The following is a 15,095-nucleotide window of genomic DNA, read 5'->3' as shown; positions in this document are numbered from 1 at the left end:
TATGTCGGGTCGGTGCTGGGAGCCGCGTGGGTCAGTTGATTTCTACCGACTGTCGACCGAGTCAACTTCAATGACCCGCGCCATATCAAGGGCCGGCAAGTGATCACGAAGTGTCACCGTGCGGCCGTGTCCCTCTTGCAGGTATTGCGGAGCGTCCCGGTTGACGATAAGCGCATGGTAAAATTAACGGTTATGAAATTGACACGTTCGGCGCTGCTCGTCCTTTTTCGCCGTCGCGGCCATGCCAAGTTAGACCGTCGTGTCCATGAAAAGATGCTGCTTGCGCTGAGCAAGTTTTCCGGCGCGACAATCGCGCTACCTATTGGTGCTTTCACCCGTAGAAAAGGCCTCAGTCGCTTTCTGGCGAACACTGACTGTAAGCATGCTGCCGATGGGCCTAAAGCGGAAAAGATCGATGAGCCGCGACGGCCCAACGTAAGGTCGCGCCAGAAGCAGACCGCTCATCTGCAAGTTTCGACGCTGGCCCGTATTGAAGCGACACGCTATCGCATAGCCGAGCGCTATATTACCTACCGAACGTGGCATGCCGAGCCATGGCTTGGAGCGCGCGAAATGCTCGAACCAAAGTTCGTGGTGGCCGCTTTTGCGGTCGCGAAACGTCTACAGACACAACCTACATGACTATCCCTTTCCAACTTCTGTATCGCCACCGCCACACGCTATGGGCGACAACGGTAAACGAAATACGAGCACGCTACATCGGCTCCGTGCTTGGTGCCGCGTGGGCAGTTATTTATCCGTTTCTTTTTTTGGGTCTCTATGCGGGAATTTACACGCTGGTATTCAAAATACGACTTGCGCAATACACGTCGGTCGAATATGTGCTGATGATTTTTGCCGGACTTATTCCGTTTATCGGATTTTCCGAGGCATTATCCTCTTCGACTCAATCGGTAATCAGTAATAAGGGGCTCTTAAAAAATACGATGTTCCCGATTGATCTCCTTCCGGTGAAGAGTGTTCTCGCAAGCTCCGTCTCAATGACGGTAGGCTTCGTTGGACTTTTGATTGCGTACGCAGTTGTCGGACGGGCATCGCTAATACAACTGCTCATTCTTCCGATGTTTGCGTTGCAACTGATCTTTTCCATCGGGCTGGCTTGGCTAATTTCCGCGCTCACGGTTTTCTTCCGTGATATTGCGCAAATGATCGGCGTTATCATCCAGTTTTTGATGCTTGTCTCCCCAATCGGCTATACCATAGACATGATCCCTAAGGGATTGTTGCCTCTGATGTATCCGAATCCTCTTTTTTACATTATCGAACTCTATCGGGAAATCCTGTTCTTCCATGTGATTCCATGGAAGTTCTTTGGCTTTTTCACGCTTTTGGCGTTTGGCACGTTCTGGCTCGGCCACACTCTCTTTTCCCGCCTGAAACCGATCTTTAGTGAATATGTCTGATACCGCCATCAAAGTTGAAAACGTCTCCCGTATGTACCGGCGTTTCCGACATTCGCGATACCGTGTGCTTGAACTTTTGGGCGTCAAGGCACCGAAAAGCAGTTACGACGAGTTTTGGGCGTTGCGGGACATTTCCTTCTCCGTCAAACGCGGCGAACGCGTCGCGTTGATCGGCCGCAATGGCGCGGGAAAAAGCACACTGCTCAGCATCGTATGCGGACGGCTGCAGCCTACCGATGGCAGCGTCAGGGTTGCAGGACAAATCCAGGCGTTGATGGAATTGGGAACGGGATTTCACCCTGAATTCACTGCTCGCCAAAATGTATTCGCATCCCTCGCCTACCATGGCGTGACGGGACGACGCGCGGCTGCACTGCTGGACGAGATCATTGATTTCGCTGAACTGGAAGATTTCATCGATCAACCGGTCAAGACGTTTTCCGCAGGGATGTATACGCGCCTGGCCTTCTCGACGGCGACTGCAATCGAGCCGGACATCCTGATCATCGACGAAGTCCTTGGCGCGGGCGACGCATATTTCGCAGCCAAGAGCGCCGAACGGATGAAACGACTCACTGTCGAGAGCGGTGCTACGGTTCTGTTTGTCAGTCATGACATGTCGAGCGTGGAACGACTGTGTGAGCGGGCAATCTGGATCGAGCGCGGCCGCGTGCACATGGAAGGCACTGCACTTGAAGTCAGCAAAGCCTACTATGCGTCGGTGATGAAGCAGGAAGAGGAGCGGCTGCGGCGCGAGACCGCCCGCATTCTCGCTCGTCAACGGCAGAGCCGCGACAACATGGCTAAGGAAGTCGGGTCTGCGTTTATCCAGCTGCGTGCGGCGGGAATCGATGCGCCAGCTGTACCCATCCGCAAAATCGCATTGCGCACGGACCAACCGCGATACATGGAAGTCCGACCCGGCGAACCTATGGACAACGATACGAGCCAACCCGCCTATCTGTTGGCTTCCGTGCAAGACACTACCGCATGGAGCGCACCGCTGCAGTATGGCCAGGAAATGGTCCGCTCCGTGCAGCCCAACTCTAGTACAAGTTCTGGAATCGCCGGTTTCCAGGATGTAGCGGACATGCTAGAGCATGCTCTCTCAGTCGAAATCGAGCATGGTCATCTCGGCGAGGCCAACGTGAAGGTCGAGATTCTGCTTGGACCGGAGAAATTTGATATCGGCTTGCTCACCTCACGAGAGGCCGACGAAGGTCCTTGGCGAACTGATCACTTTACTTGGAAACGACCTGATTTCGATTCCGAGAGCGGCGTCGACAAGCTCTCGTCTACCGGCGGTAACGAGTCGGCATTCCATCTGAACGCAAGTGACCACTGGAATACGGAAACGGGGGCTTTTCTTGAGCTTGCGACCTGTGACGCCGAAACACGCGCGGACAAAAACATTTTTGCGCGTGGCGAAGATATTGTCCTCAAGGTCAAAATTGGGTTGGCGAAGCGAGTCCCCGAGTTCTGGTTTGTCATGATTTTGTACAGCGACAAGGGCGAACGCCTTGCCATGGAAGCTACCCACTTCCCATCTGGCGCCGACTCTGGCGAACACGAAATTTCGGCCCGGATCAAACATCCGAACCTGCGCCAGGGCGAATACAACCTTAGCCTCGAAGTACTGCCGCAGTTCACGCTGAATTGGGGCGGCGGTACTCGCCTTCCGTTCATATGCCACGTCGACCGCGCAGTATTCTTCAAAGTAAATGAGGACTACACTGGAACAATCGATCTCGGGATAACCAAGCAGAACATCGAAGTCACGCTAGCTCCCAACAGCTCCATTCTTTCTCGCGAGTAGATTCGATCGTGAAACCACTCAATGTCTGCCTACTTTCGCACGTCAAACCGGGGTTCCCTAACACCTGTTTTGACCACGAAAATGCGCTATCCAAAGACAGTGCGCACAACGTTAGCGTAATCAGTCCGCTCGATCATCCGAAAAAGGTCCCCGATTTTTCGGTGTTTGACGTCATCATCATTCACTATTCGATAATCTGCTTTTCCACGATTTACTTACCGCCAATTTATAGGCGCGGTCTCCAGGACTTCAAAGGACTGAAGGTCATCTTCATCCAGGACGAGTATCGAACTGTGCATTCCGCGATCGACGCCATGATCGAACTCGGAATTGATGTGCTTTTTACCTGCGTACCGGAACACAGCATCGACGATATCTACGGTCAGTTGCGTCGCCGCGGTGTGAAGATTGAAACGACATTGACGGGGTATGCGCCCGACAACCTACTGAATTTGGCGCAGGTTCCGCTCCATGAACGTTCACTCGATGTGACTTATCGAGGGCGCGTATTGCCCTATGCTCTTGGAAAGCTGGGGCAGGAGAAGGTCTACATCGCGAAGGAATTCCAATCGCGGGCGCAAGAATTCGGATTGAAGACCGATATCGGCTGGCGTGAAGAAGATCGCATATATGGGAACAAATGGATCGAATTCATGAGTTCCGGTCGAGCCGTCCTCGGAACCGAAAGCGGCGCAAGCATTTGCGACTTCACCGGAGACCTTGATCGCGCGGTGTCGCTCTACCTGCTAGAACATCCCGATGCGAACTTTGGCGAAGTCTTTGATGCATTCCTCGCGCCGTACGAAGGTAATGCCATCATCAATACGATATCGCCACGGGCCTTCGAAGCAATCGCCTTGGGAACTGCACTCGTGCAATTCCCAGGTGAATACTCCGGCGTGCTGGAGGCAAACCGCCACTATATTCCGCTTGAAAAAGATCTATCCAATATGGCGGAAGTTGCGGAAAAACTACGTGACGTAAACTTACTCGTCAAAATGACGACTCGCGCGTACGAAGAGGTCATCGCGTCCGGGGATCACTCGTATCAGAATTTTTCACGCAACGTAGATACGATCATCTTTCAAGAATGGGAACGCCGGATCTATCGACATCCGATACCGTTCCCAAGCAATATCAATAATCATGCTCGAGCACTATCAGAAAGACCCGCCAGCAAAGATGAGTTGAGGGAATTCGTCACTGCTTCTCTCGTTCCCGATCCGTTGGACGTTGCACAAGCATCATCTGGCGCATCTATTTGCGACGCATCTCCTTTTTTTGGCCGCCCGCACGACGCCGACTACCTGTTACGACCAAGCGAAGAAGAAGGCTATGCGGCGGTCCTTGCTGACGCACCCCTACCTCATCGGGTAACGATCGATTTTGGACAGGCGCGCGTTATTGATGTGGTATCGCTGCTCTGGTACGACGGCTTGCATTTTTGCAAGGCGATGAAGATTGAGGCATGCAACCAGTTAGACGGCAACTGGAGAACTCTTGCAGAAGTGACGTCAAACCAGCAAACCTCTCAGACGCTGACGTTCGAGCCCACGAGAGCGCGTTATTTGCGCCTGATCGGCTATGAATTCTCGGGCCAGGCACGCATGCTGATCCGGCGCTGCCAGGTATTCGCCTCATTCAAGCAGATCATCAGTGAACACGAGCAAGTGCCAAGCGTCGAAACCGTGGTCAAGGTGGAACACGTCGAAGCGAGCGGCTCGCCCACGATCGCCGTACAGCATCGAAGCGCGATACCCGTACGTATTGCAAAGCGTTTGCTCACGTCGGTCCGTCAGCGGCGGTAGTATTGGTTGGCAGGATGGCTTAGTAAGGAGGCGCCATAGCACCGAGCGAGGGCCATGCGACGTGTACATAGTCGACGCAACAAATGACTTGGCTTCGAGTGTTTTTGCGGCTGCTCTACGAGAGCCTTCTGCTAACGCGTTGAAAACATATCGCTGACCTTAGCAAATATTAGCGACCAGTTCACTTAGGTTTTTGTAGCGACGACAAACGGGACGCAGTAACCGACATGCTCGTCGCTACCGCCGGACCAAACGGCCTTGAGCGCAAGAACGGCCATTTGGGCTACGTCATCCCTGACATCATCGATGTACCGCGTCAATCGCTTCGACTCACTGCTGTGGCGGGTTGTTGTTGACCTACTCCTCCCTTCACGCCACGCATGAGAAGCTTGTCATACTGCTCAGTAAGCCGTTGCGCCACCGCACCAAAATCAAACCGCGCAATCGCCTCCTGGCGAATTACCCGCGCATCGAAATCCGTCATCCGAGCAGCCATACGCTGGAGTCCAAGCGCGAGATCTTCCATCGTGTTAGGAACGAGTTCGCCGAGGCGCCGATCGTTCAGGATGTCATCCGGTCCGCCACAAGCGGTCGACAGCACGGGTTTGCCCATCGACAACGCTTCAATTGCAACAACGCCGAACGTTTCGACCTCGCTCGATATGACGAGAAAGCTTGCGTTTCCAACTTCAAACTTGACGCCGTGCCGGTTCTTTCCCGGCAGAAAAGTCGTATAGGCCTCAACACCCAATTGGGCAGCTCGCCGCTGGTGATCCGCTTTAAGCGGACCGTCCCCGACAAGAGTCAGTCGAAGTTCGGGCCTGTGGCGCCGTGCAATCGCGAATGCGTCGATCAGCCTGTCCACACGCTTTACGTCGACGTGGTGTCCAACCCAGATGGCGTTGACTACTTCGCCGTCATCCAGCGCGACCGCCTCCCGACCCCGCGCACGTTCCGCGACAAGCGCGGCGGCAAGCGAGTCTTCAACGAAACGGTCTATCAATTCCGGAGTAATCGTTTCGCCGACCGAGGCCTCCATCCGCTCGAGGAATTTCGGCCACAGTTTCGTGTAAGCGTCTGCGCCGAGAACATCTGCGGCGGCATTCGATACGTTCGGATCGAACAGCGATGTGTCGGTGCCATTTGGGATCACCACGATCTTATCCGGCGACACACTCGTCAAACTTTGACAGATCGCATTTTTAAGCGCTGCGCTGACAGCGATAACGCGATGCGCGGCGTCGATGCCAGCCTGCGTGTGAATGCGCATCGTCCACCTTTCGGTCACGCTCGAAAATGGCCCGGTATGTTCTGTCAGTATCAGCGGGACGTTGGCGGTGCGAGCCGCCATCGCGGCAGCACGGCCGTCGAGATACGCAGTATGGCAATGCACCAGCTCGTAGGCAAAACCGTCGGTCAATGACGCTAGCGCACGACGCAAAGAGAACGAATAGAAAAACGGGTAGTTCCAGGTACGGGAAAAAGAGCCCGCCGGGAACTGAAAGCGGCAAACCGGGACGCCGTCATACGTCTTCCATTTGGCGGGCGGTTGATGCCGTAACGAGCGCAAATACGTGTAGACGGACCGCACCGGCCTGCGTCCAGAAAGCCAGAGCGGATCACCGGTTACAACTCGAGCGTCGATGCCCCGGCTGCGCAAAGCCTTGACCTGCTCATGAATAAAAATTCCCCCGACCGGATTGGCCTCGGTCGGGTACATGCTGGAAACGATAAGCACCTGCATCGGTGCTTGACTTGCCAAAGCGGACAAAGGCTTATCGGCCATCTTGAATGAGAAAAGTTCATTGAGGCCAGACGACACGCCGGCAGAATTCGGACGAGCGGCCTGCGGCCGCTGCGCTTATCGCATATGGGCCATGAAGTAATCGTGCTGACGCATGCATCGCTCGATCGATTCCCGATTGGCAAGCGTCCATTCAATCGTCTTGGCCAACCCTTCGCGAATCGAAACTTTCGCGGAAAAGCCGAGTTCCCGTTTGGACTTGTCCGTCGATCCAAACCGTTTGCCCGAGCGATCCCAATCACGCGCAGGACGCAAATCGAGCGGCGTATCGTTGCCGGTCAATTCGTTGATCATTTCCGCGAGATCGCGGATGGTCGTCTCCGCGCCGGACGCGAGGTTGTACACGCTACCCGGCGTACCGGCAAGCGCGCACCGCATCAAGCCCCGCGCCATATCCTCGACAAAGATGAAATCGCGACTGGCGTTTCCACCATTGTCGAGCGGCAATGCCTCTTTCTGCAGCGACTTCCAGATGAACGTGGGCGTCACATTGCGCCACACGGTATGCTGCGTTCCCCGCCAACGACCTGCGCCCAGAATTTCACGCGGGCCATAGACGTTCTGAAAACGTGCCTTCACGAACGGCAATCCGTGCCGCGTGAAGTAGTAGTTGCCGTAAAACTCGCCGATAAGCTTGGATATCGAATACGGGCTGTCATGAAACATCGAAATCGGCGCATCTTCCGGCGTAGCAACCGCGTCGTCGAACGTCTTCTCGGCAACCGCGCAACCGGCCGCCGCATAGACGACCTTTTTGAGGCCGGCGTAGCTCTTCAGGTGCTCGAACAACTTGAGCGAGGTCAACGTGTTGTTCTCGTGATCCGCAATCGGATCGGCAATAGACGACTGATTGCCGTGATAACACGCGAGATGGAAAACAAAATCGATGTCGGACGGCAACGAAGCCAACACCCGGTCATCGGCAATCGAACCGTAAATAAAGCGTACTTCCGGGTCGGCCGGCACATTCGACAAATCCGACGACAGCAGGTTGTCGACGATCAAAAGCTCTTTCAACTCGTGCGCCAGAAGCGCACGGCACAGATTCGACCCGACGAATCCCGCACCGCCTACAACGAGGACTTTGCTGTTCTTGAAGCTGAGTTCAGACATGGTTGAATACTCGACTCTCACGCTTTTGGGGAAGCCAGATGGCTGAAAATGTCAGTCACGCCGTGAGCGTCGTACCAGGCCAGTTGACGGCGAATCGTTTCGGCAAAGCCATATTGGGCTTTCCATCCAATCCGCTTTTCCGTCTCGGACGGATCAAGCACGACCGCCGGCACATCGTCTGCACCAGGCGGCACGACGGGCACAGGCTCCGACAGCGTCACATTTACATAATCGGCAACGAGATCGAATATTTCCTTGATCGAATGCCCCTCACCTGTGGAGACGTTGTAAACGCCCGAAGGCAGATCCTCTACGATCAGCCGGTCCATCAACGCGATGAAGTCCGCCATGTCCAGAAAATCCCGGACCGTATCACTGCAGAAGCACTTCTGCCCCGCCTTGAGCCGCTTGTAGAAAGTGGGGATCGGACCGATTGCAAGGCGTGGCCCGGTGATGTTGGCCAGACGCAGCGAAATCACCGGCAGCGTCGACATCATCAAGAACTGTTCGCCTGCTACCTTCGAGATGCCATAGCTGGTAAACGGAGCAACCGGCGCGCTCACCGGGATGGGCACGCTTTCCGGCCGGCCATAGCAAAGCGCAGTCTGAAAGTTGATGATGCGCAACACACCGTGGCGTTCAGCGGAACGGCAAACGTTAATGCTGCCTTGAACGTTCGTGGCCGCATCGTTTTCCCAGTCATTCGGGTCTTTATATGACGCGGCACTATGGACCAGTACCTCCGGCCGGAACTCGGCGACCAGCCGATCGACGAGTTCCGCATCCGTCACCGAACCCTCGACGACGCGCAACCCGGCGACGTCCGGCAATACTTCACGCTTGCCGGTGGCAAAGTTATCCAGCACGAGGATTTCGTGCCCCGCGGGAATCCAATGTTCAATCAGGTTCGAGCCGAGACAGCCCGCGCCGCCAGTGATGAATATGCGCATCGCAGCAACCCTTATTTGGTTTCCGAGTGTTTCAGATGCGTGTAGCCGCCGTGAATGCCGAACTCACGGTAGTACGCAACCGCTTCAGCCGCAGTCTGCGAGAGCGGCGTGAATTCGATTGCGCCGAAGTCCGCAAACGTGCGCGACGGATCGAGGAGAATCGACGGAGCGTCGTCGGGGCCGAGTTCACGAACGTCCGGCTGCGGATAGTCGGGCAGCACCATCGCGTTCACCACTGCGTCGTACAACTCCTGGATCGCCACGTCGGTACCCGACGAGAAGTGGTATGCACCTTGGCCCACGCCGTCGATTGCCTTGAGGACATTGCGAGCCAGGTCCTTCACGAACACGAAGTCACGACGCGCCTTGGTGACGAAGCAGCGCTTGCCCTGCGTGAGGCGGTCGAAAAAGATCGGCAGCGGGCCGCTCACATTGCGCGGTCCAATGACGTTGGCGAGCCGGAAGGACACGTAGTCAATGCCGGAGATCTCGAGATAATCTTCCGCGACCGTCTTCGAAATCGCGTACGAGCTGTTCGCAGGCAGCTTCGGATGGTCGAGCCTGATCGGCTGTTGCAACGGCTTGACGCCATAGCACAACGCCGTCTGGAAATAGATAAAGCGGCCGATCTTGTTTGCTTTCGCCGCGGAGATAAGGTTCGAACCACCGACACAGTTCGTCAGCGTGTCGTTGTACCAGTCTTCCGGGTCCTTGTACGACGCCGCCGTATGGACGATCGCATCCGGCTTGAATTCTACGGTGAGCTTGTCGACCAGCGCCTTGTCGGCAATCGTGTCGATCACGACTGTCAGATTCGGATGATCTTTAAGGTGCTCACGACGGCCGGTGGCGAGATTGTCGATGGCGAGTACCTCATCGCCACGTTCGAGCAACATTTCCGTAACATGCGAGCCAATTTGACCGCAACCACCCGTAACGAATACTTTCATGACTATGTGTCCAATTTGTTGAATTCAAGAAAACCATTATGCCGTTTTCGTATGCGATCAGTCGACGAAACGTCGCTGCCACAACTCGAGACTCAGAAGTGCCCACAGGTTGCGACTGTACACGCCCTGATTGCCGACAATACTGTCGACGTCGATCGGTCGCGACAGATACGAGCGATGGCGCGCCTTCTCGCTTGTCAGCACATCGCAGATGTATTCCCACGCGCGGCCTTTCCCCTTGAGCCAGTGCTGGAGCGGTACCGGGAAGCCCATCTTGTCCTTACGCTCGCGGATTTCCTTCGGCAAGCGCTCGGAGAACGCAACGCGCAAAAGCCGCTTGAGTTCGCCGTTTGCGAACTTCACGTTGGCCGGAATCGTCGCAGCAAACTCGATCAGTCGATGATCGAGGAACGGCACGCGCGATTCCAGACCATGAGCCATGCTCATGCGGTCTTCGACCTGTAGAAGCGCCGGCAGCAACGTCTTGAAGTCGAAGTGCGTCATAGAATCGAAATACGATTCTTTACCCACGTTGTCGCCCCAGTAGATCTCCTTGAACTCCTCGAACGCAGCCATCGGATCGAACGAGCTACGGTCGAGGATGTCGCTGAACGTGTTTGCGCGGTTGATCAACCGGAAATAACGACGATCGCGATCTTCCCAGAGTTCGCTACTCCAGAACTCCTGAATCAAAGGCTTGTAGCCACGCAAGGACTGCAGATTCGGAATGATCGATTCATACGTGACTACATAATTTCCGTTATGAATCGTGCCGTCCAACGCCGCCTTGATACATTGCTCGAAATAGGCAATGAGGTAACGGGCATAGCCGCCGAAGATCTCGTCTCCGCCCTGACCGCCCAGCACAACCTTCAGATGCTGGCTTGCGAGTTTCGAAACCATGTACTGCGGAAACGACCCCGGCCCAGCGACGGGTTGGTCCAAGTGATAGATGACGTTTTCGATGTTATCTACGAAATCGTCTTCCGTAATATCGATCTCGTGCAGGATCATGTTGTGATCGCGAGCGACGGCGCGCGCGTAGCGCGACTCGTCGAACGCTTCGCTCAGCGAAAACTTTCCGGTGAAGCCCTGGAATCGACTGTCCGGCCGGCCCTCGCGCGCCATCGCCGCAATCAGACTCGAATCGACGCCGCCGCTGATATAGGCGCCCACTTCAACATCCGCGCGCATGTGCACGTTGACCGAATCATCCAGCAGCCGCTGCAATTCCTCGACGAAGTATTTCTCGGTGTGGTCCCAGTCCAGCTTGTAGAACACTTCCCAATAGCGATGCAGCTCCGGCGCCTTGCCTGGCGCCACAAATCCGCAATGGGCCGGCGAGAGTTGCCGCACGCCATTCAGCAAGGTCTTGTCGCCGAGACAGAACTGCATAGAAAAGTATTCGTTCAACGCGCCGGCATCGATACGACGCTCCGGCATGAAGCTAAGTAGGCCTTTTACTTCCGACGAAAAATAGAATGCGTCGCCGACGGTGACGTAATAGAAGGGCTTGATACCAAAACGATCGCGCGCCACGAACATTTCGCCGCGCTTCGCATCCCAGATCGCGAATGCGAACATTCCGCGCAACTTTTCGACGCAGGCGGCGCCCCAACGCTCGTAGGCGCGCAAAATCACCTCAGTATCGGAACGCGTCGTGAAGTTCTCGATCCCGAGTTCCTCGCGCAGTTCGATATAGTTGTAGATTTCGCCGTTGTACGTGATGACGTTGCCACTGGGCAAGGACATCGGCTGCGCGCCGGTATCGAGATCGATAATACTCAGTCGGGCATGCGCGAGGCCCACGTTGCGACTGTCAGAAAGCCAGACGCCCTCGCCGTCCGGGCCCCGGTGGCGAATCGCGTCCAAGCCGCGGCGCAACAGTTCATGCCCGCTACCGCCCGTGCCGCGCGCACTAACGAAACCAAATATTCCACACATCCTCAAACCCTCTTTGCAATCTTAGTCAACGTACATACGACATTGCGACTCATTCACTTGCGTGCTGCCCTGGTGATGCGCGCCGACGCCACTCGATGGTTTCCTTCAGTCCTTCGTCCAGCATGACACTAGCGGTGAAGCTTAGATCGGCCGATGCAAGCGCCGTGCTGCCAATCCGATTGCGCACTGCTGGGCGATCGGTCAATTCGAACACTGGCGACAGCGGGCTGCCGGACAGTCTCAGAACGCGTTGAGCCAGTTCGATCACCGACGTCTTAACTCCTGTCCCGACGTTGTAGAACGCATCAGTGACATCGCTCTTCATCGCAAGCACGTTGGCCATTGCGCAATCCGACGCGAATACGAAATCGTAGGCTTGCGACCCGTCGCCGTGAACCATCGGCGCGAGACCACGCTCAAGGCGCTCGAACATGCTCGCCACTACGCCAATATAGGCACCCCGGTCTTCTTGCCGTGGTCCATACACATTCATGTACCGCAGGCCCACGTAATCGAAGTGTTGCGGCGTGCCGCGATACCGGTGGTGAAGCGCGCGGAACATCTGTTCACCGGCCAGCTTCGCGGCGCCGTAGAAGTTCTGATTGTTGAAAGGATGCGCTTCGGTCATCGGAACCTCTATCGCGTCTCCGTAGACAGATGCGGAAGAGGAGAACACGAGTCGGCGCACGCCGGTCGCCATTGCGGCTTCGATTACGTTGAAAGTCCCGCGAATGTTCACGTCAAACGCCGCTCGGGGGAAATCATGGCAATGTAGCAACCACAACGCGGCGAAGTGAAACACGCCATCCATGCCCCGCATTGCCTCTCTTAGAACATCCTCATGCAGGATGTCACCACCGAGCGAAAAGACAGACACGCGCGGATCTCTTAGCGCATCGATGAGATTCGCCGGCTTGCCCCGCGAGAAATTGTCGTAAACCACCACCTCAGCCACACCCTCGCGCAACAGGGCGTCGACCGTATGAGAGCCGATAAACCCGGCTCCCCCGATAACAAGGAAGCGCTTTCCAATCAGATCCACGTTGAACTAACCCACCATTGAAATGCCACCCAGCTTACGATCCGTCAGTCACCGAGACGTCTCAAGATTAACGCTGAACAAGTTGAGCCAGAATCTTCTCCGCTGCATGACCGTCGCCGTAAACGGCTGGGCGCTCTTTCGGAGTCTTTGCTTCACGAACAGCTACGAGGAGTTTGTCCAGATTTGCACCTACCAGCACGTTCCATCCGGCGGCGACGGTCTCAACCCACTCTGTCTCGTCGCGCATGGTCACGCAGGGGACGCCGTAGAAAAATGCCTCCTTCTGCACGCCTCCGGAATCAGTGAGAATCAACCGCGCCGATTGCTCGAGCCGAATCATATCCAGAAACGAAAGAGGTTCGACGACGCGTACTGTGCCGAGCGCTGTCAGCAACCCACGCTCGGCTACGATCTGCCGCGTACGCGGGTGCAGAGGCAGCACAACCGGAACGTCCTTTGCGAGCATGCCAAGCGCCATTGCTATGCTTCGCATACGGTCTGGATCGTCCGTGTTTTCTGCACGATGACATGTCGCGAGCACATAGTTGCGCTCGGACAGGTCCAACTTGTCGAAAATCTCGCTGCGTTCGGCAGCAATTTTCGAATAGAAGAGCGAAACGTCGTACATGACGTCGCCTACATTGCTCACGCCCCTTAAGATTCCTTCGTTCGCGAGATTACGCACGGCGGCGTCGGTTGGGCAAAAAAGCATATTGGAAACGCGATCCGCTACGATACGATTGACCTCTTCGGGCATGCGCATATTGAACGAACGCAAACCCGCTTCGACATGGGCCACCGGGATGTTCAGCTTTGCAGCCGCCAACGCCCCGGCCAGCGTCGAATTGGTGTCGCCATAGATCAGCACGAAATCGGGGGACTCGGACAGCATCACGCGCTCGATGCCCTCAAGCATCCGCCCTGTCATCGCGCCATGGGAACCGCCGGAGATTTCGAGGTTGTATGCAGGTTCAGGAATGCCGAGTTCGTCGAAAAACACCTGCGACATATTGCTGTCGTAGTGCTGTCCGGTGTGAACGATAACTTCGGTCAGGCTGGCCGCATAGTTCTGCGCCAGGGCACGCGATACCGCCGCGGCCTTGATGAATTGAGGACGGGCGCCGACAACGGTAAGTACCTTGGTCATTGTCAAAGCGCCGATTTGACAGCCGCGACGATCTCGTCTTGCGTGGCTTCGTCGAGAAACGGATGCATTGGCAGGCTCATCACACGGCGTCCGGCCGCCAGTGAGCGCGGAAACGCTTCTGGATCCAGTTCGAGATGCGCGAAAGCGGGCTGCAAGTGCAGTGGAATCGGATAGTGAACCGCCGTGGGTACGCCAGCCTCCTTGAGGTGTGCCTGCACCGCTTCGCGCTTGTCGACCTCGATCGTGTATTGCCCATACACACTGGTGTTGCCGGGTTGAATCTGCGGCGTCTGCACCACATCGCTCAGCAACGCCGTGTAGCGCGCCCCGATGCGCTCACGAGCGACCACCTCATCCTGAAACGCATCCAACTTGCCCAGAAGCACCGCCGCCTGCAAGGTATCAAGACGGCCGTTCAGACCGATAAGCGGGTGATGGTAACGCCGGTCCTGCCCGTGAATGCGGATTTGCCGCATTTTCGTCGCAAGCGTGTCGTCATTGGTAAAGCACGCGCCGCCATCGCCATAGCAACCAAGCGGCTTCGACGGGAAGAAACTCGTACACCCGATGTCCGTCACGCCGCCAGAGCGCAGCCCACGATAGGTTGCCCCAAAACTTTGCGCCGCGTCCTCGATCACCGGTATGCCATGTCGACCAGCAATCTCGTTGATCGGGTCAAGGTCGGCACATTGACCGTAAAGGCTGACCGGCATGATCGCCTTGGTACGCGGCGTGATCGCCTGCTCGATCAACTCAGGATCGATGTTCCATGTCGCTGGATCAATATCGACAAAGACCGGCCGGGCGCCCAACAGTGCGATCATCTCGCCGGTAGCGATGAACGTGAAAGGGGTCGTGATGACTTCGTCACCCGACTTGATGCCTAGCGCCATCAATGCAATCAGCAGCGCTGTCGTACCGTCAGCCACCCCAATGCAGTGCTTGACACCGACATAGGCGGCAAGTTTCAGCTCGAGCTCGGCAATCTCCGGCCCCATGATGAACTGACCATGTGCCAGTACGGCTGCCATGCGCGCGTCAATGCTCGATTTCAGCTGCGTGTACTGCGTTTTCAGATCAATGAATTCCATATCGTG

The 15,095-nt window shown here is 56.0% G+C and carries 12 protein-coding genes; 4 read left to right on the top strand and 8 right to left on the bottom strand.

Annotated elements, in window-relative coordinates:
- Positions 1 to 174 precede the first annotated feature (174 nt).
- From P3T21_RS31195 to P3T21_RS31180, 4 genes are read left to right on the top strand one after another with little or no spacing between them, the layout of a single operon-like run.
- Positions 175 to 642 carry a hypothetical protein gene (locus P3T21_RS31195; protein ID WP_429259800.1) on the top strand — a complete coding sequence of 156 codons (468 nt, stop codon included), beginning with the start codon at positions 175 to 177 and terminating at the stop codon, positions 640 to 642.
- Complete coding sequence (locus P3T21_RS31190; RefSeq protein WP_429259799.1) at positions 639 to 1,424, top strand: ABC transporter permease; 786 nt, start codon at positions 639 to 641, stop codon at positions 1,422 to 1,424. The genes P3T21_RS31195 and P3T21_RS31190 overlap by 4 nt, the downstream gene beginning before the upstream one ends.
- The gene (locus P3T21_RS31185) at positions 1,417 to 3,240 is read left to right on the top strand and encodes a polysaccharide ABC transporter ATP-binding protein (protein WP_429259798.1); all 1,824 of its coding nucleotides are present in this window, start codon (positions 1,417 to 1,419) and stop codon (positions 3,238 to 3,240) included. The genes P3T21_RS31190 and P3T21_RS31185 overlap by 8 nt, the downstream gene beginning before the upstream one ends.
- A gap of 8 nt (positions 3,241 to 3,248) precedes the next feature.
- On the top strand, positions 3,249 to 5,048 hold the full coding sequence (locus tag P3T21_RS31180; RefSeq protein ID WP_429259797.1) for a discoidin domain-containing protein: 1,800 nt from the start codon (positions 3,249 to 3,251) through the stop codon (positions 5,046 to 5,048).
- 316 nt (positions 5,049 to 5,364) lie between these two features.
- Here P3T21_RS31180 and P3T21_RS31175 read toward each other — a convergent pair whose 3' ends face one another.
- The 8 genes from P3T21_RS31175 to P3T21_RS31140 all read right to left on the bottom strand — a co-directional run bounded on the left by P3T21_RS31175 (position 5,365) and on the right by P3T21_RS31140 (position 15,089).
- On the bottom strand, positions 5,365 to 6,834 hold the full coding sequence (locus P3T21_RS31175) for a glycosyltransferase (RefSeq protein ID WP_429259796.1): 1,470 nt from the start codon (positions 6,832 to 6,834) through the stop codon (positions 5,365 to 5,367).
- A gap of 75 nt (positions 6,835 to 6,909) precedes the next feature.
- Entirely contained in the window at positions 6,910 to 7,965 is a 1,056-nt protein-coding gene (locus P3T21_RS31170) for an NAD-dependent epimerase/dehydratase family protein (protein ID WP_429259795.1), read from the bottom strand.
- A gap of 17 nt (positions 7,966 to 7,982) precedes the next feature.
- Positions 7,983 to 8,915, bottom strand: coding sequence for an NAD-dependent epimerase/dehydratase family protein (locus P3T21_RS31165; RefSeq protein WP_429259794.1), 933 nt, complete (start codon positions 8,913 to 8,915; stop codon positions 7,983 to 7,985).
- 11 nt (positions 8,916 to 8,926) lie between these two features.
- Positions 8,927 to 9,865 carry an NAD-dependent epimerase/dehydratase family protein gene (locus tag P3T21_RS31160; RefSeq protein ID WP_429259793.1) on the bottom strand — a complete coding sequence of 313 codons (939 nt, stop codon included), beginning with the start codon at positions 9,863 to 9,865 and terminating at the stop codon, positions 8,927 to 8,929.
- A gap of 57 nt (positions 9,866 to 9,922) precedes the next feature.
- Positions 9,923 to 11,809 carry an asparagine synthase (glutamine-hydrolyzing) gene (gene asnB / locus P3T21_RS31155; RefSeq protein WP_429259792.1) on the bottom strand — a complete coding sequence of 629 codons (1,887 nt, stop codon included), beginning with the start codon at positions 11,807 to 11,809 and terminating at the stop codon, positions 9,923 to 9,925.
- Between the two features lie 49 nt (positions 11,810 to 11,858).
- Positions 11,859 to 12,851: an SDR family NAD(P)-dependent oxidoreductase gene (locus tag P3T21_RS31150; RefSeq protein ID WP_429259791.1), complete on the bottom strand. Its 993-nt coding sequence runs from the start codon at positions 12,849 to 12,851 to the stop codon at positions 11,859 to 11,861.
- 67 nt (positions 12,852 to 12,918) lie between these two features.
- A complete protein-coding gene (gene wecB, locus P3T21_RS31145; RefSeq protein ID WP_429259790.1) occupies positions 12,919 to 13,998 on the bottom strand; it encodes a non-hydrolyzing UDP-N-acetylglucosamine 2-epimerase in 1,080 nt (359 codons plus the stop codon).
- Positions 13,999 to 14,000: 2 nt separating this feature from the next.
- A complete protein-coding gene (locus P3T21_RS31140; RefSeq protein WP_429259789.1) occupies positions 14,001 to 15,089 on the bottom strand; it encodes a DegT/DnrJ/EryC1/StrS family aminotransferase in 1,089 nt (362 codons plus the stop codon).
- Positions 15,090 to 15,095 lie beyond the last annotated feature (6 nt).

It is taken from the genome of Paraburkholderia sp. GAS334 (genome assembly GCF_050436625.1).
GTDB lineage: Bacteria > Pseudomonadota > Gammaproteobacteria > Burkholderiales > Burkholderiaceae > Paraburkholderia.
Note: the sequence above shows the minus strand (reverse complement) of the source record. Positions and strands in the feature narration are given on the sequence as shown.

Bases quoted from the DNA above. Each gene is read 5' to 3' on its own strand.
- wecB (WP_429259790.1), bottom strand. From the start codon at position 13,998: ATGACCAAGGTACTTACCGTTGTCGGCGCCCGTCCTCAATTCATCAAG.
- P3T21_RS31170 (WP_429259795.1), bottom strand. From the start codon at position 7,965: ATGTCTGAACTCAGCTTCAAGAACAGCAAAGTCCTCGTTGTAGGCGGT.
- P3T21_RS31195 (WP_429259800.1), top strand. From the start codon at position 175: ATGGTAAAATTAACGGTTATGAAATTGACACGTTCGGCGCTGCTCGTC.
- P3T21_RS31190 (WP_429259799.1), top strand. From the start codon at position 639: ATGACTATCCCTTTCCAACTTCTGTATCGCCACCGCCACACGCTATGG.
- P3T21_RS31165 (WP_429259794.1), bottom strand. From the start codon at position 8,915: ATGCGCATATTCATCACTGGCGGCGCGGGCTGTCTCGGCTCGAACCTG.
- P3T21_RS31160 (WP_429259793.1), bottom strand. From the start codon at position 9,865: ATGAAAGTATTCGTTACGGGTGGTTGCGGTCAAATTGGCTCGCATGTT.
- P3T21_RS31140 (WP_429259789.1), bottom strand. From the start codon at position 15,089: ATGGAATTCATTGATCTGAAAACGCAGTACACGCAGCTGAAATCGAGC.
- P3T21_RS31185 (WP_429259798.1), top strand. From the start codon at position 1,417: ATGTCTGATACCGCCATCAAAGTTGAAAACGTCTCCCGTATGTACCGG.
- P3T21_RS31175 (WP_429259796.1), bottom strand. From the start codon at position 6,834: ATGGCCGATAAGCCTTTGTCCGCTTTGGCAAGTCAAGCACCGATGCAG.
- asnB (WP_429259792.1), bottom strand. From the start codon at position 11,809: ATGTGTGGAATATTTGGTTTCGTTAGTGCGCGCGGCACGGGCGGTAGC.